We start from the raw sequence: 23,655 nt of genomic DNA, 5'->3' as shown, positions 1-23,655 counted from the left end.
GTATATTTATTCATGATGTTGAATACTATTTATCCTAGTTTTTTTATGTAATTACTAGATAAATAGTCTTACATATATTGGTCAAGCAAGCTTTGATTACATATTACAAAGAAAGCTGGAGCGATTATGGAATGTAAAAAGATGATCATGAGAAAAATGGCAGCGGTTATCCTGATTTTCGCTTTAGTGGCTACATGTATTCCGCCCAGTCGTGCGGAGGCCGCAGCAGGATTGGATGAAAACACCACTCAGCGTTTGGAAGCATTTATTCATGAGAAGATGCAGGAAGGTCATATCCCTGGAATGACAGTTATTGTGGTTCGTGGAAAGGAAACGGCCTATCTCAAAAGTTTTGGGTACGCCAATGTGGACAAGCAGGTTCCTGTAACACCCGAGACAAGCTTTGAAATTGCCTCTTGCTCCAAAGGATTTACAGCACTTGCCGTGCTGCAACTACAGCAGCAGGGGTTGTTGAAGCTGGATGATCCCGTTTCAAAGTTTTTTCCATGGTTTCAAGCCAAGTATAAGCACCAAAATGTCGAGATTACACTGCGGCAGCTGTTACATCACTCCAGTGGCATTCCATGGTACACAATTACCGACATCCCGATCTCCAACCGTCCCGATTCACTGGAACAGGTTGTACGAAATGTGAATGGCCTGGAATTACATAATCGTCCTGGCGAACGCTTTGAATATGCCACCATTAACTACGCAATCGTGGGGGCTGTCATTCAAAAGGTCACAGGGCAACCTTACGAAGATTATATGAAGACCCATATTTTTCAGCCTTTAGGTCTGAATAAAACTACTCTTTATCCCACAGAAGCCGCACCCACGATGGCAACAGGCTACAAGAACGGCTTTTTTCAAGCACGTGAATATCAATCCCCTGTCTTTAGAGGAAACCGTCCCGCTGGTTATATCATGATGGACGGAAATGACCTCGCCACTTGGCTCAAATATCAGTTGGGCAGCCTGAAATCTCCCATGACTCCATTAATTATGGAAACTCATGCGCCTGACCGCACCGTTACCCCCAGCAAGTTTGATATGTCGTCTTATGCTATGGGCTGGGCTGACTACCAAAGTGGAAACGGAGAGGTGTCCAAGGCTGGATTAAATCCGAATTTTTCTGCTTATATGGTTTTTCGCCCTCAGGATCAGCTGGCTGTAGGGATTATGGCAAACAACGGTACCACGTTAACGTATATCACCGGGCATGGTCTTATGGACATTTTACGAGATCGTCAGCCTGTGTCTCCGTATGAGCCAGATCAGAAAACAGACAATGCGTGGTCCGTTATTACGATCATGCTGGCATGTTATGTGCTGGCGGTAGTGGTCCTGTTGATGACGGTGGTACGAGATATCATCCGCAAACAACGTGTTTTGAAGCCTTTGAATCCAAAAAAGCTGCTCACATGGCTGCTATTTTTACTTTGCAGTACACCGTTTTTGTATGGAGTTTATTTGGTTCCTACTGCCATGCAGGGCGTTTCATGGACAACCGCGATTGTCTGGTCTCCGTTTAGCTTTCCGTTTGCGATTGGAGCCTTGGGGCTGGGATTGCTTTTGAGCTTTGGCTACCTGGTGTTGGGTACGATTTTTCCGAACACAGACGAAAATAAACGCTCGCTTCCTTTACTGGTAATGATGAGCTTGCTGAGCGGGGCGGCGAATGCCTTTGTCATTTTTATCGTCAATTTCTCAATTGGCAGCGAAATACCGCTCAAATATCTGCTGTATTATTTCGGATTAGCGCTGGCGGTTTATATTTTCGGTCGCAAGCTGATTGAAACCAAATTAGTGAAGATTACCTACAACATGATTTATCGAAAACGAATGGAACTGATTCAACGTGTGCTACACAGCTCTTATGACAAATTAGAACGCATGGACAATGGCAAAATTTTAGCCACTTTAAATAATGATACAGAGATGGTGGGCTTCTCGGCCAATGTGGCGGTGGGGTTCGCGACCAGTCTACTGACAGTCATCTGCTGCTTTGTTTATCTCGGTACGATTTCATTTTGGGGCACGATACTTTCCCTTGTTGTCATTGCGGTGATTGCCGCATTTTATAGCATCGTCAGCGGTACGGCTAACCGCTATTGGGAAGAGGCGAGGGATACCCAAAACGTGTATTTGGGGTTCATCGACCATATGCTCAAGGGCTTTAAAGAGCTTAGTATGCATGGACGCAAAAAGACGGAGTTTAGCAGCGATATTCAGGATAGCTGTGAACAGTATCGTCAAAAACGCTCCGTGTCCCGCATTAAATTTACCAATGCACTGGTGCTGGGCGAGACGCTGCTGATTTTAATTTTAGGTGTAGTTACCTTTGTGTTCCCGACGATTTTCCCGAACATTAAGGATTACACATTAATTCAATTTGTTGTCGTGTTCCTCTACTTGATCGGACCCATCAACGGATTGTTGCAGGCTGTGCCGGAGCTGTTCCAGATTCGGACCTCTTGGCGAAGAATTAAAGCCTTTATTGCGGAAATGCCGACTGATGACAGCGGAGAAGTGTATGATACTGCGAGTTTGGTGGATGAAGAAGTGGCTGTGGAACGAATTGGTTTTCATAATCTTAGCTTCGAGTACAGCAACGTGACTGGAGAGTCCAGCTTTCTGGTCGGACCTATTACACTGGAAGCGGCTAAAGGACAGACCATTTTCATCACAGGCGGCAACGGCAGTGGTAAAACGACGCTTGCTAAATTAATGACTGCCCTCTATCCTCCACAAACGGGATACATCACGATCAATGGAGAAGTCATTGATGCCCGCACGTCGGGCGAGTATTTTTCCACCGTCTTCTCTGATTTTCATCTGTTTGAGCGCTTGTACGACATTGATTATAAGGAAAAGCAGTCCGACATTGAGCGTTATCTGAAAAGACTGGGACTGGAGGAAAAAGTAACGGTCAAGGATGGATATTTCAGTACGCTCAAGCTATCAGGTGGACAACGAAAGCGGCTTGCGCTTTTGATCTGTTATCTGGAAGATCGACCCGTATATTTGTTTGACGAATGGGCTGCCGATCAAGATCCGGAATTCCGCAAGTTCTTTTACCATACACTTCTGCCTGAAATGAAGGCGGCGGGTAAAATTATTTTCGCCATTACGCATGATGACCATTATTTCCATACCGCAGACCGACTGCTGAAGATGGAAATGGGGCAGATGAAGGAGCTGGAGGTGTTGAGTGCTGAAGTCAGTGGCTCATAACCAATCCATTAAAATTTATGAAAAAGTGTGGGCTTAGCATGCAAAACTACATTGTTGTCAAAGGTGCAAGACAGCACAACCTGAAAAATATCTCCTTGCGGATTCCGCGAGATCAACTGGTTGTTTTCACGGGAGTTAGCGGCTCGGGTAAATCATCGCTTGTCTTCAATACACTATATGCGGAAGGGCGACGACGCTTAATGGAGTCGCTGTCCGCATATGAACGAATGGGTTTGCGAAAAACGGAAGAGGCGGATGTGGACTTGATCGAAGGGTTGTCTCCGGCAATTGCGATGGAGCAAAAGACGGTCTCGCGCAACCCGAGGTCAACCGTGGGTACATTGACCGAAATCTCCTCTTTTGTCCGGTTGTTGTTTTCACGAACAAGTCGGGCGGTTTGTCCCTACTGTCAGGAAGCACTGCCTGTGCAGACAAGGAAAAAAATCACGGAGCAGGTACTCCAATGCTCACCTGATGCTTCAATAGAAATCTATGCGCCGATCCTTTCCATGCCACATGAAGGGCCTGTCGCGTTGCTGAAGGAAATACAAAAAAAAGGCTACACCCAATTAAGCTGGAATCAAAAAATGCTGGATATAGAGCAAGCAGAAGCTTTGTTTTCCGGTAGGTCTCCACAGGCCGTACGTCTAGGAAAAGGAGACAGTCAGCTGGAGGTACTGGTTGGCAGAATTACGATTTCAGCTTCCGTGGAGCAACGCAAAGATATTCAAGCTATGGTGGATAAAGCACTGGATTTAGGAGATGGCTGGATTCAAATTCGACCTGTGGTTGATAAACGATTCGTATGTAATCTGAATTTTGGCTGCTCCTGTTGTGGTATGGTGGCGAGTGAAATTTCGGCAGGGGCTTTCTCGTCGAATAGTCCTTTGGGTGCTTGTCCGACTTGTACAGGACTGGGCACTCATTATGAAGTAGATCTGGAACGTGTGATTCCTGATCGATCCAAAAGTCTAGCTGAAGGAGCGATTCAGCTACTTGGCTGGCAATGTGAGCAAGAGAAATTTCATAAAAATCGAAAAATTTTGGAGGGACTAGCGACCCGATATCATTTTGAACTGAGCACGGCGGTAAAGGATCTGCCAGATGAGGCGTTATACGCTGTGCTATACGGTACTCAAGGGGAAAAGATTGCAATTGAGAATCCTGCTACAGGTGGCAAGCTGATGCACGAAAGATTTGCAGGTATTGTGAATCTTATTTATGAGCGCTTTAACGCTAATGCCAAGGATGAAATGAGCGCCATGAAAGCGGAAGACAAGGAAGTGATGCGGGAACAAGTATGTCCGAGCTGCGGAGGAGCACGTTTGAAGGCAGAACGACTGCTATATCGTGTGGGGGACAAAACGATCCGCGATTTTTCGAACATGCCGTTGGTTGAGCTGTATGCAGGCTGTGATGAACTACTGCGAATGGCACCTCAAGTTTTCGAGAGTCTTGCGGCTGTGGCCCAGCCCATTTTACAGGAAATCAAGACTCGTTTGACGCTGCTGCTGGATATGGGACTGGACTATTTAAATTTGAACCGTCCGGTGACCCTGCTCTCGGGTGGTGAATCACAGCGCGTACGCTTGACGACCCAACTAAGCTCAGGACTGATGGGCATGATCTACATTTTGGATGAACCCAGTGTCGGATTACACCCGAAAGATACCGGGAAAATGATAGCTATGCTTCACAGACTACGGGATTTGGGAAATACCATCTTGGTCGTCGAACATGATGAAGAGATTATGGCCCAAGCGGATTATCTTGTAGATATTGGGCCTGGCGCAGGATTGCTCGGTGGTGAAATTGTAGCACAGGGTACGGTGGAAGAAGTCATGAGCAATTCGAAGTCTTTGACAGGACAATATTTGAGCGGCAAGCGAGGTATTCCTGTTCCCACCCAACGAAGAGAGGCGCGTGACGGGAAATATCTTGAGGTGCTGGGAGCCAGGGAGAACAATCTACAGAACCTGAATATACGAATTCCACTGGGTTGTTTAGTTTGTGTTACAGGGGTATCAGGATCAGGGAAAACCACGCTGGTTCATAACGTTATATATGGGAAATTACGTTCTCGCCTGGAGGGTAAATCTGCATATCTGAAGCACGATGTAGAGCTGAAAGGAGAAGCGTCGATTGATCAGGTGATCTGTATCGATCAGAAGCCAATTGGACGGACACCGCGATCCACTCCGGCTACCTATGTGGGGGTGTTTGACGCTATTCGAAAACTATTTGCCAGGACAGAAATAGCTAGACAGCTCCAACGAAAGAGTGCACATTTTAGCTTCAATTCACCGGGTGGACGCTGTGAAGTTTGTTCAGGACTCGGGGTGATCGTCACTGAAATGCAGTTTATGTCTGACGTTGAAATGGTTTGCGAAACGTGCCGGGGCAGACGCTACAGCGAGGATATACTGGCAATTACATATCACGAGAAGAATATCGCGGATGTATTGGAGATGAGCATTGAAGAAGCTGCTGTTTTCTTCGCTGACCAACCGGATATTTACGGCAAGTTGAAGCTCATGAACGAATTGGGTCTTGGTTATATGAAGCTGGGTCAGTCTGCCACGACATTATCTGGCGGGGAAGCCCAGCGTATTAAGCTGGTAGAGGAGCTAAGTCAGTTAAAAAAAGGGCGCAGCCTGTTGTACATTTTGGATGAACCGACCACAGGCTTGCATGCCGACGACATTCAGCGACTGCTAACTATCCTTCAACAGCTCGTGGATGAGGGCAACACCGTACTCATCATTGAACATAACCTGCATCTGATCAAAACAGCAGATTATGTGATAGACCTTGGCCCTGAAGGGGGCACCCGAGGTGGACAGCTAGTGGCAGCTGGAACGCCTGAGCAGGTTGCGACCTGTGAGCACTCCCATACCGGATCTTTTTTACGTAACTTAGGAATGGATTACGACGAGAACGAGGTGAGAGCATGAGCAACAGATTGGAACATTTACGCATTCTCCCGACAGGCCCCCTAAATTATTATCTGCAAAAGCGATACAACGATCTGCCATGGGTGCACAAGTTTGGCTTGGATCACATCAAGGTAAAGGGGGATTTTATACTCATTCATACATGGAAGCCTGGGTATGTGAAGCTAACACGGGAACAGGCAAATCTTCTCAAAGCAGCCATTGAAAAAGGCGAAAATCCTGAGGACAAGCTTCCTCGGCTGCCAGAAGCATGGCTACTGGACGGAGAAGATGAACCTGATGTGGAAGGACTCTTGGCTAAGGTCATCGTGCCCGAGTTATTCGAACTGCTTTCCCCGGAAAATCTTCAAGAAGACGTGACCAGTCCGCAATCTATCCGGTTAAGAGCTATTTTGGAGCGTGTCGCCGAGCATGTACCTGTTTTTCCAGCCATTCAGAATCCCTATGAGCTGCGTCGTTTTCTGGAGGTCGTGAAAGGCCAAAAGCCTAAAACAGTCGTTGAGATCGGGACAGCCAGCGGCGGTGTGTTTTATTGCCTGAGTCAACTGGCCGATCCAGACGCGTTGCTCGTCAGTATTGATTATCCGGGTGGACCGTATGGAGGGGGTCAGGATGACAGTGAGGTACAGCTCTACTCCAGCTTTGGCAGCACGGGACAGCAGTTTTCTTTTATTCGAGACCGTTCATTTCACTGCTCCACCAAACAGGACTTGAAAAAGGTTTTAGGAGACCGGCAGATTGACCTTCTATTTATCGATGGTGATCATTCCTACGGTGGTGTGAGTTCGGATTTTCGTATGTATCAAGAGCTGGTAGCACCGGGCGGCATGATTGCTTTTCATGATATCAGCATGCGGCCTGAAACGTGGGGAAGAGGTTATGATGTTGGCGTTTTCTGGGATGAAGTGAAACAAAGTTATCCCTCCTTTGAGGAATTTGTAGACCCAACGGGCTGTCGAGAGCCGTTTATTCGTCACCCGCAAGAGGGACTGTTCGCATATGGGATTGGCACCATCATTCAATTGTAAGGGGGAGACAACCATGAGCCACCGTCCATTGAACAAAACACGTGTGGAGGATGTCATTGGTTTGACTCCCATGCAGGAAGGAATGCTCTACCACTATTTACGGGACAAGGATACAGGAGCTTACTTTGAGCAATACAGCTATACGCTGCAGGGTCAGCTTGATCTATCTGTCTGCTGTGAGGCGTGGAAATGGACGATTCAACAGCATGAAGTGCTGAGAAGCGTATTCCGCTGGGAAAAGATCCAGAACCCGGTTCAGATTGTCCTGAAAGGACGCGTCCTGTCTTTCACTTTCCATGACCTCACAGAAATGGAAGAGGTGGAGCGAGAGACGGTACTACAGGAGCTGCGCGAGGCAGACCGTGCTGTAGGATTTGACCTGTCCGAGGGCCCCCTACTGCGGATTACGGTGTTTAGGCTGGCACATGATCGTCATATCATGATGGTCAGCAACCACCATATTGTGATGGATGGCTGGAGTAATGGCATTGTGCTGGGTGAGTTTATCCGGGCATATGATGCGCTGCGTGCAGGCCGGGAGCCAGAACGATTAGCCAAGCCGCGTTTTGGAGAGTACGTGAAATGGCTTGGTACGCAGGATAGAAGCGGAAGCAAGGCATTTTGGCAAGCTTACCTGACTGGATATGAGGTTCAGCCCCTGTGTTTACCCGATACAATTTCTAGCTCAGAAATAAGCGATACGGCTTGCGAATCGTATGTTTTGCAATCGGAGCTGGTGAGGGGGCTTGAAGCTGTTGCGAAGGAAGAATCCGTGACAGTAGGTACCCTTTTTACAGCGGCCTGGGGTATTCTGCTGCAAAAGGTCAGCAGACGTCAGGATGTGCTTTTCGGCACGACGGTATCTGGCCGCTCCAGCAGCCTGCCTGGAATTGAACGGGTAGTGGGGCTTTTGATGAACACGGTTCCTGTACGGTTACAGTCAGGCAATGGAGATACGCTGCAACAAGCCTTGCTCGATATTCAGCAAGCCAGCGTAGCGAGACAGCCCTACGAAACAACACCGCTTGTGGATATACAGTCTTACGGCAATTTCAGAAGCACAGAGCGTCTTTTTGATACGTTGCTTGTGATTGAAAATTATCCGCTGGAGATCAATCAACAGAGTGAATTGAACTTGGAATCCTTTTCTGGCCATAGCGTAACGGATTATTCACTTCTGGTGAGCATTCATCAAATGGAGCAAACAGCCATCCAAATCATGTATCAGCCCTCAAAATATGAGCCGTCCGCGATTGAACTGTTATGTGAACGTTATGTTGCTTTGCTCAGGCTGATCGTTACAGAAAGAGATTGTGCCATTCAGAATATTCACTCCTTGACGGAGATGGAAAAGAGACTGGAAGAGGTTTGGGCGATTGAATTTGACTATAGCCCGGATACTTTGAAAAGGAGTGTATGAAGATGAAGAAGCCGAAAGCTTGGGAACAAATGGATTCCTATCAATGGATGACCACGAAAGAAACCGCCCACTATTACCGACTCATCGCCAATCTAATGAAGGAGATTCACGCTAAAATTCCAGATGAACAGTATCATTTGGACAAAGTAGCGACAGAAACGGATATTCGTGAGGAAAACTTTCAGGGAAAAAACTATCAACGCGCAGTCATGTATTTAATGTCTAACGGATGTGAGTGGGCCTTGAAAAACGGAAATGGCTGCACCATGTGCGGTCATTTGGCCAAGCAAACACGTAAAGACGGCCCTCTCTCTGCCCATTATTATTTGGAGCAATTTAGTGAGGAATTTAAGCGGATTGATTTTAGCAAATATCCTTTACTCAATCTGTATAATAACGGCTCCATTCTCAACGACAATGAAGTTCCGGCTGAAGCGCTGTGGGAAATCATACGCATGGTTGGAGAAAAGCCTGAGATCAAAATGCTGGTCATCGAAACCAGACCCGAATTTGTAACGAAAGAAAATATGGCGGAAATTAAGCGCCTTTTACCGGATAAGCATGTGGAAGTCGCCATGGGGCTCGAAATGATTGACGACTTTTTGCGGTATGTATGCATAAACAAAGGCTTTTCCTTAAAGCAATTTGATAAGGCCGCTCGCTTGGTGACCCAGGAGCTGAATTTACGCAGCTATGTGTTGCTGAAGCCGCCCTTTATTACGGAACAAGAGGCTATCGAACATGCCGTGCAAACGATTGAGCATGCTTTTGAGCTCGGTACGACGACCGTTTCACTGGAAAGCTGTACCGTACAGGATTATACACTGGTGCAATATTTAAGTGACCAGGGTGCCTATAAACCGGCATGGCTCTGGAGCATCGTTGAGGTGGTAAAACGGACGGCGCATTTGGGCAAGATCATCGTCGGCTTGTTCCAATTTTACCCTTCCCCTGTCGGGGTGCCTTACAATTGTCCGCATTGCAGTGATCGAGTAATAGAGGCGTTGAAGGAGTATAATCACACTCTTGATCCGAGCGTTCTGGAACATCTGGATTGCAGCTGCAAGGCTGAATGGGAGAAGGGACTGAATCACGTGCATCCTCCATTTGAGGAAAGACTGAGTATTTTGAATAGTGAATTAATTAAGTGATTCATTGAGATTATCAACTGGAAGATATGGTAGATTCGTCAGCTCATGAAGGCCTGGAACGGTTGACAGAGAGGGGAGTGTGTATGGACAAAAGTACACATTTGAAAGGCCGGATCATTGAAGAATATTGGATGGAAAAATGGTCTCAAGACCTGCCGAGGGAGTTACTGCCTGCAAGCAGAAGCAAGTCTAACCATCAGCTGGAGGCTCGCAAGGAAACGCTCGAAATGGTTATTCCCAGGGAAACGATTCGTCAATTGGATCAAATGTCGAAGGGCTCGGAATTGGGACGTTTTATTTTGTTCCTGACGGCGCTGTCAGGGCTGGTCTATCGCTATTCGCAGTCAGAGGATATTTGTATCGGCACGACGACGCTTATACAGTCCGAACCCAAGCGGGGAAATGTACTTTTTCTCAAGCCGCGGGTTCAGGGAAGCCGAACCTGGCGTGAGCTTAACGAAGACATGAAGGCCGAGTTTTCTCGAACGCTGAATCATCAGGATGTTTCTGTGCCCCTTCTCTATAACAAATGGACATCTCTTCACGGGAGAGAACTGCAAGAACTGTGGCAACTGGCATGTGTGGATGAGGGATTACAAACGGTGACTGAGGACCTGGATCGGTTCGATCTGATGATCAGGCTTGTACCAAACGAAGAAGGTCGAATGCTGCAACTGGTTTATCGGCCTGAGGTGTATTCGTTGTCCCTAGTCCAATCCTTTGCTGCAAATTTGCTGTATGTTCTGGCTCAATGGCCTGAGAAATCGGCGGTCTCTCTGGAGGATGATGCGGCAAATATGCTGGCTCCACAGCAACGAGAGCTTCTGGTACATGGATTAAATCAGACGGCTGTAGAGCTGCCGGGTGTGACCTTGCTGCATCAATTGTTCGAAGAACAGGTGATGACAACGCCTGAACAAGCTGCTGTGGTCGAGGCAGGGTATCGCATTAGCTATAGAGAGCTAAATGCGAAGGCAAATCAGTTGGCCCGTACTTTACAACGTCACGGAGTGGGATCGGATGATATCGTGGGCATCATGGCTGAGCCGACGACGGAGGTCATCATTGCCATCTTAGCGGTATTAAAGGCTGGAGCGGCGTATTGTCCGATAGATCCGACGTTTCCAGTAGAGCGGGTACAGCAGCTTTTAACGGATAGTCGGATGGAGTTGTTGATCTCACCTCCACAGCATGTGGATACCCATGCTTTTCAAGGAACAGTGCTCGATCTATCCAATCCTGCATTATATGCGGGGGAGCCGTCCAATCTACCGTTTGAGGGTAGACCTGATCATACAGCGTATGTCATATACACATCAGGCTCGACGGGAGCGCCCAAAGGGGTGGTGATAGAGCATCGTCATATTGTCAATCAATTGGCTGGACTGAAACGCAGCTATGAGTTCCATGAACAGTTGAGACATGTTTTGATGGCTCCGTTCACATTCGATCCCTCTGTGCAGCAGATTTTTTTACCGTTAGCTACAGGCGGGACACTGTATCTGATTCCGAAAGAAGCCAAAATCGATCCAAGCGCCTTTTGGGGACTGGTGCGGAAGGAACGGATTAACGTGTTGAATACCGTACCTTCACTGATGGAAGTGCTGTTGGAACAGGTGACAGATATCGAACATCACTTTGCCTTTATCATGGTGGCAGGTGAGGTTTGCAGCGGCGAGCTGGTACAGCAATTACGCGATAAGCTGAACATAGACAAGCTGCTCAACATTTACGGCCCGACGGAAGCGGCTATTAATACAACTCTGTATGAATGTCTGCCTGTAGAGCAGCGAGCAACATTACCTATAGGTAAGCCTCTGCTGAATTATCAGGTATATGTTCTGGATCCACAGCAGCACTTGCTGCCCTTCGGAGCTACTGGTGAGCTGTTCATCGCTGGCGCTGGACTGGCGCGCGGATACTTATACAATCCACGCTTGACGGCAGAACGCTTTGTGCCGAATCCGTTTGGGACCGAATCAGAACGGATGTATAAAACAGGCGATCTGGTGAAATGGTTGCCCGACGGCAATCTGGAGTTTGTCGGCAGGTCCGATGATCAGGTTAAGATCCGGGGGATGCGTGTGGAGCTGGGGGAGATTGAATCTGTTCTCAGAAGTCATCCGTCCATCAAAGAAGCCGTGGTCATTCCGCATGGATCAGAGGAACGAACCGAGGATCTTGCTGCCTTTTATACCTTGAAAAAATCGGGAGCCAGGCAAGAATCTCCGGTCGGAACGAGCGATGTCCAGTCGTACTTGAAGCAGCATGTACCGGGCTATATGGTCCCGACTCATATCGTCTGCTTGGAGTCCATGCCCGTCACAGTGAACGGCAAGGTGGATAAAAAAGCGTTGCCTCTGCACCAGATTGTAATTACCGAAACCCGTGCATATGTGGCACCACGTAATGAGCTGGAAGAACAGCTGGCGGAGATCTGGAAGAAGCTGCTGGTCGTACCTGTCGTTAGTGTGGAGGAAAGTTTTTTTGAAGCAGGTGGAAATTCGTTGTCTATCGTGCGACTGCAAAGCAGAATCCACCATCTGCTGAAAGTTCAGCTGACGATTCCGCAGCTCTTTACACATCATACGATCGCCATGCAGGCTAAAATCATTCAGTTCGGCGGTGTAGAGCAACCTACCGAAGCCCTTCGCAAAACGGAAACAAAACGACTACATACCCACAGACCTGAGCTTGGAAGCAAGGGGCGAAACGGTGATGTTGCTGTGATTGGCATGGCTTGCCGTTTCCCTATGGCGGACAATTGCGATGACTTCTGGGACAACCTGTGTCGCGAGGTGGATGCCGTCCGCGACATTCCGGCCCATCGGTTACAGGATATTGCTCAGAGTTCAGATGATGTAGTCGGGCAGTCAAGATCGTTGCCGCAAGGGGCATATCTGGATCGAATTGATGGCTTTGATGCATCGTTTTTTCAAATATCCCCTAATGAAGCACGGATGATGGACCCGCAGCAGCGTCTACTGTTGCAGGTTGTATGGGAAGCGATGGTGAATGCGGGATACTCGGAAAAAGAGGTGTATGGCTCGAAGACAGGAGTGTTCGTAGGGACAGGCACACCGCAATATGTGGACCTTATGCCACAGGTAGAGCCTTCCGCAATTCCGGGGAATTTGCAGGCTGTGATTGCCGGACGGATTGCTTATGCCTTCAATTGGACAGGCCCGGCGGAGGTTGTTGATACAGCCTGTTCCTCTTCACTCATCGCCGTGCATCATGCGGTACAGGAGATAACGTCCGGCGGTTGTGAAATGGCTGTAGCTGGTGGTGTCAATCTGTATCTGTCGATGGTGGATGAAAATCTCTTCAATATGGGAATCGCCTCACCTGATGGAAAGACGAAGGCGTACGACGCATCGGCAGATGGTACAGGCGGTGGCGAAGGGGTTGGCGCTGTTGTACTGAAGTCACTGGAGCAGGCGGTGGCTGATGGTGATTATATTTACGCAGTAATCAAAGGAAGCGCAGCTAACTCGGATGGTCGCTCCAACGGGATCACAGCTCCCAATGCGGCAGCGCAGGCTGAAGTGATTGAAGAGGCCTGGAAGCGTGCGGAGATTGATCCGCAGACGGTTTCTTATATCGAAACGCACGGAACAGGCACCAAGCTAGGTGATCCTATTGAAATGGAGGGCATTACACGGGCTTTTGGACGGTATACAGATCGTAAGCAGTTCTGTGCGGTAGGCTCCGTCAAAAGCAATATCGGGCATCTGGATTCAGCGGCAGGGATTGCCGGGTTTATAAAAGCAGTGCTGGCCATCAGCAAGCGTCAGATTCCGGCATCCCTTCATTTTAAAGTGCCTAACCCACATATTGATTTTGCAAATTCTCCGGTTTATGTTGCTCGGTCACTTCAGGAATGGACGCCAGACTGCGGAATTCGTCGTGCAGGGGTAAGCTCCTTTGGCTTGAGCGGAACGAACTGCCATGTTGTGCTGGAGGAATATGCGATCCAAAGAGAAGTTCCTTCTCTGGGCGAGGAATATGTATTCACCTTGTCAGCTCGGACTGAACAAGCGCTCTACGCTTATGCCGACAGGTTTGCAGCTTATCTGGGAAATACCAACGAAGCTTTGGCAGACATTTGTTACTGTACCAATATCAGCCGTGGAAACGACACCTGCCGTTTGGCTACTGTCGTCGGCTCGCAGGAAGAATTACGGCGTAAGCTCATGCTGTTCGTGGAGCAGAGCGATCATGATGCAGCTTCGGCATTACCGGATCGCGAACGAATATACGTAAATACGACAGCAAAAACAGGGAACAGCCCTGAGCCGTATAGGGTACAGCCTGCGGAATCGCTGGAGCATATGGCAAAGGCGTATATGCAAGGAAGGGATCTGAAATGGGAGGACTATTATCACGGGCAAAACCGGGTGCGAGTCCCTCTTCCAGGCTACCCGTTTGAAGAGAAGCGCTACTGGGTTGAACCCAAAGTTCAGCAACCACCGCATGTACGAAACAGTGCGGAATTGACCCCTGACACGCAGGAGGAATCTCCTGATTTCTGGCAGGCTACCGAGGCGGTTTTCCAATTTGGTGAACGGTTATTGGAAGAGAGCGGCTTTGCGGTAGAACAGGGCTATAAAAAGGCGGTTGATGAATTTGCGGCCCAGCTTATTATCGGATTATTCAGACAATGGGGGACGCTCACGGAACCCGGAAAAGTATATAAAGAGCCAGAAATGTTGCATACGATAGGGATTACTTCCACATATCAGCGTCTATTTCGGTTCATGCTGCGTTTCGTAGAAGAACAGGGCTACATCTGCATTGACGGTGATAATATCACGCTAACCCTTGAAGGGTCAGCTCCCGATCTGTCAGCCTTATGTAACCAATACGTGGAACAATATCCGGCATTTGCGGGAACATTCAAGGTGTTGAAGTATTGTCTGGACGCCTATCCGGCTGTGCTGACCGGGAAAAGGTCACCCCTGAGTGTGCTGTTTCCCGATGGTACACCGCAATTCCTGGCGGGCTTTGCCAATCAGGGACGTACGCTGGGCGATCTGTGTGAGACGATGGCGCTGGACGCATTAAAGCAGCATATTTTAGCGCAAGCGGGAAAACGGCTCCGCATTCTGGAAGTCGGGGCTGGCTCGGGAACGGTGGGCAAGGTCCTTTTCCCAGCCATAGCAGATCGTCAAGTCGAGTATTGCTACACCGATTTGGGCCGGGGCATCATTTTGGAAGCACAGAAGCAGTTTTCAGCTTACCCGTTTGTTCGATATCAGACTTTTAATATTGAAGAAGATCCTTTGGCACAAGGCTTTGCGCCAGAACAGTTTGATATCATTATTGGCCTGAATGTAGTTCATGCCACGAGCCGTTTGCGAACGTCCTTGTCCCAGTTGAAAAAGGTGCTTGCTCCCGGTGGAGTACTGTTTATGATCGAAAAAGTGCAGAACGAGCCTGCGGAAAATCTCGTCTGGGGGATGACGGAGGGATGGTGGCTGTTCGAGGATCAGGACATACGAAAGGATTCTCCGCTGGTTCCGACGGAAACATGGGGGCAGTTGTTGAAGGAGGAGCGATTCACGGAGGTACGAACCTTTCCTATGCATTTGCCAAACCGTGCCGAGGCTGAAACCGCGCTGATTATCGGTCGAATGAGCGAGCAAGAACAAGTGAGCAGGGTTGAAGATTTAATGTACCGTGTTCGGTGGATTAAAAAAGAACTGAAGAAGACAAGAGAAGGCGTGCTAGCTCAAGGAAACTGGTTAATTTTCCAAGACAAGCTGGGGATTGGTGAGGAACTGGTGCAACGCTTGACGCACTCCGGTCATCATGTGGTGACTGTAGAGGCTGGGCAAAGGTTTGAAAAAAGGAGCGATCATCAGTACACCATCCAGCCGGGGGTAGAAGCAGATTATGTTCAACTCATGAATGAACTGGGACAACGTAATCAGCGCTTGAACGGTATCGTTCATCTCTGGACCTGCACAGCCACCCCGTCAACCCAAGTGAACATTGAAACAGTGGATGCAGGTTTGGAGTCAGGTGTCTATAGTCTTTATTTTCTGACTAAAGCATTACTGCATCAGGGTCTGCATGAAACGCTGGACTTGCGGGTGGTTTCGAACTTTACCCAGCGGATATCGGACGAGCAACAAGTATCACCTGAAAAAGCGGCGATTCACGGTTTGGTCAAAGTTATTTCTCAGGAGCATCCACAACTGCAATGCTTCGGACTGGATGTCGAAACGCTCCACCACACCAACGAGCAAGTGGCGGATCTGATCATGACCGAGCTGCAAGAAAACAAAACGGATTCATTCGTTGTCATCCGTCAGGAGCGTTACATCCAAGGTATGTCTCGTCTCGAATCGGATACGGTAAGCACTTCAGATAATCGGAATCATCCGGGTATTATACCCCGGCGTTCCATCACCGTTCGTCCGGGTGCCGTGTATATCGTGACTGGAGGCGCAGGGGGATTAGGACTGGAGGTTAGCCGGTATTTATCAAAGCAAGCTCCGATCCATCTAGTCATCCTGAACCGAACGGAGCTGCCGGAAAAATCGCAATGGTCACACATCATAAATGATCCGGTGCAAAGGAAGGCTGATGCCGCAATTTACCGTAAGCTTTCGGCCTTTGCAGACATGGAAAAACACGGCTCACAGGTGCATTATTACGCGGGAGATGTGGCGGATTATAGGCAGATGCAACACATTTTTGACGATGTACAAGCTCGTTATGGCCCCGTTAAGGGAGTGGTTCATTGTGCGGCAGCTAGCGGCGACACCAGCCGTCCGCTGGAGATTCAGAATTTGGACGATTTTGGCAAGGTGCTTCGCCCCAAAATTCACGGAACGCTGGTATTGGATAAGCTTCTGGCGGAGCAAGAGACAGATTTCTTTGTTCTGTACTCCTCGGTAGCCTCGCTATGGGGCGGAGCTGGCGGTGGAGATTATGCGGCTGCCAATGCGTTTATGGATGCCTTCAGCGCACAGCGTAACATGCAGGGGCAAACGACGCTTGCGATCAACTGGTATGCGTGGGAGGGACTCACTGGACCAGGGTGCATGGACTATATGCCTGTATCAGATGCGCTGGCTGCTTTCCGCATGAGCTTGTCTTATCCGCTGGATCAGGTGGCCATCGGCAAGTTTGATACACAGAAGCTGCGTGAATGGGCGCCGATGATGAAAATTCAGCTGGCGACGGATATGTTGACGAGTCGACGCCGAGCTGTAGCTAAATCCACCAAGGAAGCAGGAGCTCTGCCATCTGTCGAGCCTAACCGTTTGGTGACAGATGTGAAGGTCAGTCTGAAAGGGAAAACAACAGAGCCTTACACAGAGCTGGAACAGCAGATCGCTCAAATATGGGCAGAGGTGCTGGGATACGAGGAAATTGATGTAGGTCAACATTTTTTTGAAATCGGCGGGGATTCCTTGCTTATTTTGAAAGTGCTGAGTCTTCTGAATGAACGGGTTGATCCCGAAGTGGAGGCCGGGGATTTGTTCTCGTACGGTACAGTTGCGCAGCTGGCTCAGTTTATGGAAAACAGGCATGCCGCCAGCACAAGAGAAGTGACGGACGTAGCACCGCACTTACAGGTTGAAGTTTCCGGGGCGGACGAAGCGGACGAGGATTTACGAAGCCTGATCAAGCGTGTAAAGGAGGACGCTATTTCAGTGGATGAAGCTATGAAAGGATATGAAAGCATATGAGGGATACGTTTGTTGAAGCCATTTTGCAGCTTGTAGCCAAACAGGAATTATCCGAAGAGCATGCGTATTCTCTGATCAAGCAATATCAGGTTCGGCTCAAAACTGCTTCATCGTCCGCAGCCCACGATGGAATAAACCGCAACAGGGATATAGCCATCATCGGCGTAGCCGGACGGTTCCCGCAAGCAGATAACAAGGAACAATATTGGAGTAATCTGGTCAACGGTTTGAATGGGATACGAACGTTTCCAAGCTCACGTTTGGAGCAGATTCGTCCCTTTTTGGATGAACAGAATCAAGGGCCATATATGCCGGCAGGCTATTTGGAGGAAGTTGATACGTTTGACGCGGCATTTTTTAATATTCTTCCGGGTGAAGCCAAATACATGGACCCGCAGCAGCGTATGTTCATGGAAACCGGTTATGAGGCCATTGAGGACGCAGGGTATGGCGGGGAACGCATTCGTGGCTCACGAGTGGGGGTATATGTCGGCTATAGTGAAGCGCGATACAAGGAGCTGATCGAAAGCGAGTCGTCCACCGCCTTTGTCGGGAATTTCCCGCCAGTTATCGCAAGCCGTCTCGCTTATGCGCTGAATCTGTCCGGTCCTGCATTGAGTGTAGCCACCGCCTGCTCGTCTTCCCTGGTTGCCTTGCATCTTGCATGTGAGGGATTACGCGCTGGAGATTGCAGCATGGCTTTGGTGGGTGGGGTAGCCATTGGTGCGTTACCCACCAGGATGGAGCCGGGCGGGCTGGGGATTACTTCTCCGCAAGGACAATCACGCAGCTTCGACGCGGATGCCGACGGTACGGGATGGGGCGAAGGTTGTGGTGTTGTTCTGATCAAGCCACTGGAGCAAGCCGAGAGGGATCACGATTATATTTACTCTGTGATTAAAGCAAGTGCCATCAATCAGGACGGTGCCTCCAACGGATTGGCCTCCCCGAATGCCCGAGCTCAGGAAGAAGTGATTGTAGAGGCGTGGAAGCGTGCGGGCATTGACCCTTCGACGATCTCTTACATCGAGGCCCATGGAACGGGGACCAAAATTGGAGATCCGATTGAAATTAAGGGGATTACGAATGCCTTTCGCAGGTATACGCAAAACAGACAATTTTGCGGAATCGGCTCGGTTAAAAGCAATATCGGTCATCTTGATTCCGCTTCAGGCATGGCAGGATTAATCAAAATGATCATGGCTTTACAGCATAAGCAGCTTCCGCCCACCCTGCATTTTGCTTATCCGAATCCGTTGATGAACCTGCATAGCTCTCCGGTCTATATCCATACGAAGCTAACCGAATGGCGAAGTGAGGACGGAATACCACTGAGGGCGGGTATCAGTTCATGGGGGTTAAGCGGTACAAATTGTCATGTGGTGCTGGAGGATTATCAGGGAAGCAGGCCCTCCCTTTCTTCGTCCTCCGATCTACCCTGCGGTGGGGAACGTGTATTTACCCTTTCGGCATACAGTGAGAATTCACTGCGAAGATTGACTGCCCGATATATTGATTTTTTGGAGAGTGACGATATTCCGCCTTTGGAAAATATCTGTTACGTCCTGAATACGGGCAGAGGGCATCATGCTTATCGGCTGGCGATTCCGGTCACGGATCGACGCAGTCTTTGGACAAAGCTCAAACAGGCTTACGATGCTTTGGTTCGTCAGGATGGAACAGGACTGGAGCAGCAGGGGATTTTCTGCACCATTTGCAGCGAGTCCCTGGCAGAAATGGCGCTGGATACAGATGATGCCCGGATGATTAGCCGGCGATATGTTGCCGGGGAGAACAGGCGCTGGGCGGAGGATTATCCGGTAGGTGGGTGTGTCAAAGTACCCTTGCCTGCATACGCTTGGGAGAAGCAACGATATTGGGTGGAGCCGCCGATCCAACGTAGAAGCAGCAACCGCGATGAACAGGTGTCAGCTTATAGCGAAGCACGCGTTTCCTTTGGCGACGGATATGTTCCGACGGAAACAGAAGACAGGCTGGCACGTATCTGGGGCCGAATTTTAGGGATTGACGAACTGTCTGTGGATGCGGATTTCTTCGAACTAGGCGGGGATTCTCTGCTGGCAACAGATCTGATTACTGCCATAAGCCAGGTATTCCATACACGAATTACATTGGTTGATTTGTTTGGACATCCCTGCATTCGTGAGCAGGCCAAGCTTATTTCAGGCGAAAAAAAATCGGATTACCCGTCCATTGAACCTGTGTCTCCACAAGCATTTTATCCCGTATCCAATGCGCAGCGCCGTCAGTTTATTTTGAAGCAGCTGGCAGAAGGCAATTTGAGTTACAACATGCCCGGAGCGGCTACGATCACGGGACGCTTGGATGTGGAACGCTTTAAAGCTGCTTTTGCTGCGATCATTCGTCGCCATGAATCCTTTCGGACGGTGTTTGATGTTGCGGAGGATGAAATTGTGCAAAGTGTTCTTCCGCAGGCTGAGCTTGCTATATCGCTGGGTGTGGCTCCAAAGGGAGCAGATGTGCAAAAGCTGATGGAGGAATTTATCCAGCCGTTTTCTCTGGGAGAGGCTCCTTTACTTCGGGTGCGCTTGCTGCGATTAACGGAGGAATGTGAGGAAGAGGACAAGTATTTGCTGATGTTTGATATGCATCATATTGTTTCGGATGGCGTTTCCATGGAGATCCTCATTCGGGAATTTACCAGTCTTTATGCCGGGCAGAACCTGCCGCCGCTGCGTATCCAATATAAGGACTATGCGGTATGGCAAAATGCTTTTCTGCAAAGTGAGCAGATGCTGCAACAGGAGCAATTTTGGCTGAGGACGTTAACGGAAGGACTGGAGTCAGGATTGCCTGTTCTTAAAATGCCCAGTGACTATCCCCGGCCGCCTGTGATGACTTTTGAAGGGGGGGTGTACTCGTTCACGATTGACAAAGTGGTCGCTGAACGCTTGCGAGCGATGGGACAGGAGCATGGCGCTACGCTGTATATGACGCTTCTTGCTATATACAATGTGCTGCTTTATCAATACATCGGGCAGGGGGATATCATTGTAGGCTCCCTCATTGCTGGCAGACGTTATGCGGGTGTAGAGCATACGATAGGACTTTTTACCAACTACTTGCCTATTCGTAATACTCCAGCGGGTGAGCGGCGCTTTACGGACTTCTTAAAGGAGGTGGCTCATCGCACCATAGCCGCGTATGATCATCAGGATTATCCATTTGAAAAAATGGTGGAGCATCTGGATCAGAAGCGCGATCTTTCACGCAACCCTATTTTTGACACCATGCTTATTTTACATAATCAGGGGATGCAGAAAACCCAATTTACGATGGGAGATTTAACGCTAAACATGGTGGACTGGGCCAAGCACAGTTCAACCATGGATTTAAAGCTCGACATTTTTCAGGGAATGCAAGGGGAACTGAAATGTACCTTTGAGTATTACTCCCGTTTGTTTCACGAACAGACGATCACTGCGCTGGCAGGACATTTGCTCAGCCTGATCGACCAGATTGTGGACCAGCCTGAGCAAGCTTTAGCGGAGTACCGGATTTTTTCACCTGAGGAAGCGGAGAAGATGAAACAGAAACGGCAGGGAAAGGACTCTACTTTTGCGCTTCCTGCGATTTGCCCGGCACCGGAGGCTGAGCAGCACCCTTTGTCTTTTTATCAAAAGCAGATATGGCGACATCGAGGATCAGCTCCTCATGTGATCGTTCATGCAGCGTGGAAAGGCAAGGTGGATCAGACGTTATTTGTCAGAGTGCTGGAAGAACTGCAAGCCGAACACAGCACGCTCAGAACAACCTTCAGGGAAGAGACAGCTGGGCCGACTCAGCAGGTGCAGGCGTATCTTCCGTTGGATTACAAATTCACAGATGTACTAGAGGGGGATGCAGCTTCTTGGGCGGAACACCGTGTGGCTGTGGAGTATCAAAACCCGTTCGAGTTACGACAAGGTCCGCTGTACCGGATACGCTTGGGTTGTGACAGCAACGAACGATGCCAATTGATCGTCGCTGTTCATCCATTACTAACGGAGTGCCTCGATCTGAAAGGTTGGCTGGAACAACTGTTTATTCGCTATTCCGCTGCTGTTACGGATTCGGCAGTGGATACAGACCACATATTTCAGTCCATCTCGCAGATTGATTTTACTTATTGGCAACAACGGTTGCTGCAGGAAGGATATTTGGAGCCTCAAAAGGCGTATTGGACTGAGGCACTGCAAAAGCCGCTTCCTCCGATCGGATTGCCGTTCAAACGCGGGGAAGAAGCTTTTGTAACACCCGAGTGGACTTCTATTGAAGTGCCTCTCGCCACAGAGGAGACTGAAGCTCTAAAAGCTTTTGCCTCCAGTCATGAAGGTTCTGTTACGGACGTTCTATTCGCCTGTTATTTCCTGCTGCTGCGGCAATTAACGCATGCGGAGGAGCTTTTGATCTATGTCATGCATCCCGAAGGACATCCAGTTCAGGGCAGCGGAGTACCTTTATGTATCCAGCATCCTGTGCCAGTCAGAGTTTCGATGGAGGGGCTTTCGTCGTTTAATCCTTTGCTAGAAAAAGTGAAGGACAAACATCAAGCTGCGCTTCAAGCTGTTTTATATCCGTTTCATTTGCTGCTGGACCCTAATGAGTTGAAGAGCGGGAGGGAGGGTTCATCACGTTATAACGTCGTCTTTTGCACAGAGGATGGAACGAGATCTTTACCCGAGGGAGGGGAAGTGGGATTGCGTGTATACCCCTCAGAGCCAGCAGCACTGCAACTGTCAGTCGTGAAATCAACAACCGGACTGACCTGTTCCCTGAGGTGGAATACCGCTTTGCTGGAATCTTCCTATGTCCACTCTATGCTGGAAAGGTATCACAAAATAATCAAGACCATTGCTAGTAGTGTGTCCAACCTGTCTAAGGTATCCCATTAACGTGCGGTTCATTCAAAGGAGGCAATTACAAATGGAATTAAGATCATCTATTGAATTTTATGACAATCGGTTTTTAATGTTCGTTCTGGATCAAATGGCTTATGAATTTGAGAAAAACGGCTCCAAAGAGGTCATTCGAATGACCTTGGGAAAATCCGAGCTACCTTTGCATGAGGATATCATTCAGTCGATGAAGGATGCGTTGGACACCTTTGAAAAAAGCTCGCTTGTATTTCCGCCGGGTTTGCCGGAATTAAAGGAAGCACTCGCGGAGGAATACAAGAAAACATATGATCTGGACATTAACCCTAACAATATCCTGATTAATGTAGGCACCAGCGCCTTGTTCCGAAATCTGTTTTATTTGCTGGCAAAAGAGGGGGATGAGGTTCTTTTACCGCGTCCGTACTATTCTCTGTATCATTTTTGCGCCCAATTGGTAGGGGCGAATGTTCGCTACTATGATATCAATTTGGAGACGCTAGCACTGGATCTGGATTCCTTTAAGGAAAATTTCACGGATAAAACTAGAATTGTAGTCATTAATTCGCCTGGTAATCCGCTAGGGAACATCTTAACGAAAGACGAGCTGTATGCCATTGATGAAATTATCAACGGTCAGGCAGTGGTCATTAATGATGAGATTTATGCCAATGTTTGCTTTGATGAACGAAGCACTTCGGTACTGGAGCTGACGGATACCAAATCAGCCTTTATTACAACGAATGCTTTCTCCAAAGGGTACCGGATGTACAGTCGGCGCGTGGGCTACTGCATCGTTCCTGACGAGCTAGTCACACCGCTCACGGTCATACAGCATCACACATTGCTGACAGCCGACCCTGTCGTGCAATTTGGCGCATTGGAAGCATTGGCACATCCCGAAGAGATTGAGCAGCTGGTCAGCCTGTATAAAGCAAGACGGGATTATACGGTGGAGCGATTCAATGAGGTTCCGCTCGTACGTGCTATCCCTGCACAAGGTAGCTTTTACTTCACACTCGATTGTGAAAAGTACATGGACGAGCACGGCATCGAAACGAGTTTGGAGCTGGCTGAACAAATTATGAGAGCCAAACAAGTGGCGACTGTGCCAGGTTCTGATTTTGGATTGCCGAAAATGCTGCGCCTGTCCTACTCTACAACGCGATACAACGAAGGCATAGATCGCTTAGTGGACTTTTTCACAAACAGCTTGGTAGGTCAATCGGCTGTATCTGCTGCAATTCCGGTTCGGGAGTAG

8 protein-coding genes are annotated in these 23,655 nt (G+C 48.8%); all 8 read left to right on the top strand.

Translation table 11 applies throughout. The annotated features are described in order from the left end of the window. The first annotated feature begins 141 nt into the window (after nt 1-141). The 8 genes from NSS66_RS05475 to NSS66_RS05440 all read left to right on the top strand — a co-directional run bounded on the left by NSS66_RS05475 (nt 142) and on the right by NSS66_RS05440 (nt 23,655). Nucleotides 142-3,237 (top strand): cyclic peptide export ABC transporter, encoded by a 3,096-nt coding sequence (locus NSS66_RS05475; RefSeq protein WP_264454073.1) that lies wholly within the window; start codon nt 142-144, stop codon nt 3,235-3,237. A gap of 38 nt (nt 3,238-3,275) precedes the next feature. After that, nucleotides 3,276-6,191 carry an excinuclease ABC subunit UvrA gene (gene uvrA / locus NSS66_RS05470; RefSeq protein WP_023987391.1) on the top strand — a complete coding sequence of 972 codons (2,916 nt, stop codon included), beginning with the start codon at nt 3,276-3,278 and terminating at the stop codon, nt 6,189-6,191. Beyond that, nucleotides 6,188-7,219, top strand: a complete 1,032-nt coding sequence (locus NSS66_RS05465) for a class I SAM-dependent methyltransferase (protein ID WP_160789180.1) — start codon at nt 6,188-6,190, stop codon at nt 7,217-7,219. The genes uvrA and NSS66_RS05465 overlap by 4 nt, the downstream gene beginning before the upstream one ends. A gap of 13 nt (nt 7,220-7,232) precedes the next feature. Then, nucleotides 7,233-8,639 (top strand): condensation domain-containing protein, encoded by a 1,407-nt coding sequence (locus tag NSS66_RS05460; RefSeq protein ID WP_264454072.1) that lies wholly within the window; start codon nt 7,233-7,235, stop codon nt 8,637-8,639. Nucleotides 8,640-8,641: 2 nt separating this feature from the next. Continuing rightward, the gene (locus NSS66_RS05455) at nt 8,642-9,790 is read left to right on the top strand and encodes an archaeosine biosynthesis radical SAM protein RaSEA (RefSeq protein ID WP_340858935.1); all 1,149 of its coding nucleotides are present in this window, start codon (nt 8,642-8,644) and stop codon (nt 9,788-9,790) included. An 83-nt stretch (nt 9,791-9,873) separates the two neighbouring features. Next, nucleotides 9,874-17,496 carry an amino acid adenylation domain-containing protein gene (locus tag NSS66_RS05450; protein WP_340958542.1) on the top strand — a complete coding sequence of 2,541 codons (7,623 nt, stop codon included), beginning with the start codon at nt 9,874-9,876 and terminating at the stop codon, nt 17,494-17,496. Continuing rightward, a complete protein-coding gene (locus NSS66_RS05445) occupies nt 17,493-22,412 on the top strand; it encodes a condensation domain-containing protein (RefSeq protein WP_340958541.1) in 4,920 nt (1,639 codons plus the stop codon). Before NSS66_RS05450 ends, NSS66_RS05445 begins: the two co-directional genes overlap by 4 nt. 31 nt (nt 22,413-22,443) lie before the next feature. Continuing rightward, complete coding sequence (locus NSS66_RS05440; RefSeq protein WP_023987397.1) at nt 22,444-23,655, top strand: pyridoxal phosphate-dependent aminotransferase; 1,212 nt, start codon at nt 22,444-22,446, stop codon at nt 23,653-23,655.

Origin of the sequence: Paenibacillus sp. FSL R10-2748 (genome assembly GCF_038005565.1) — a bacterium.
Taxonomy (GTDB): Bacteria; Bacillota; Bacilli; order Paenibacillales; family Paenibacillaceae; genus Paenibacillus; species Paenibacillus polymyxa_B.
The sequence above is the reverse complement of the archived record's forward strand: the minus strand, read 5'-3'. Positions and strand labels throughout refer to the sequence as shown.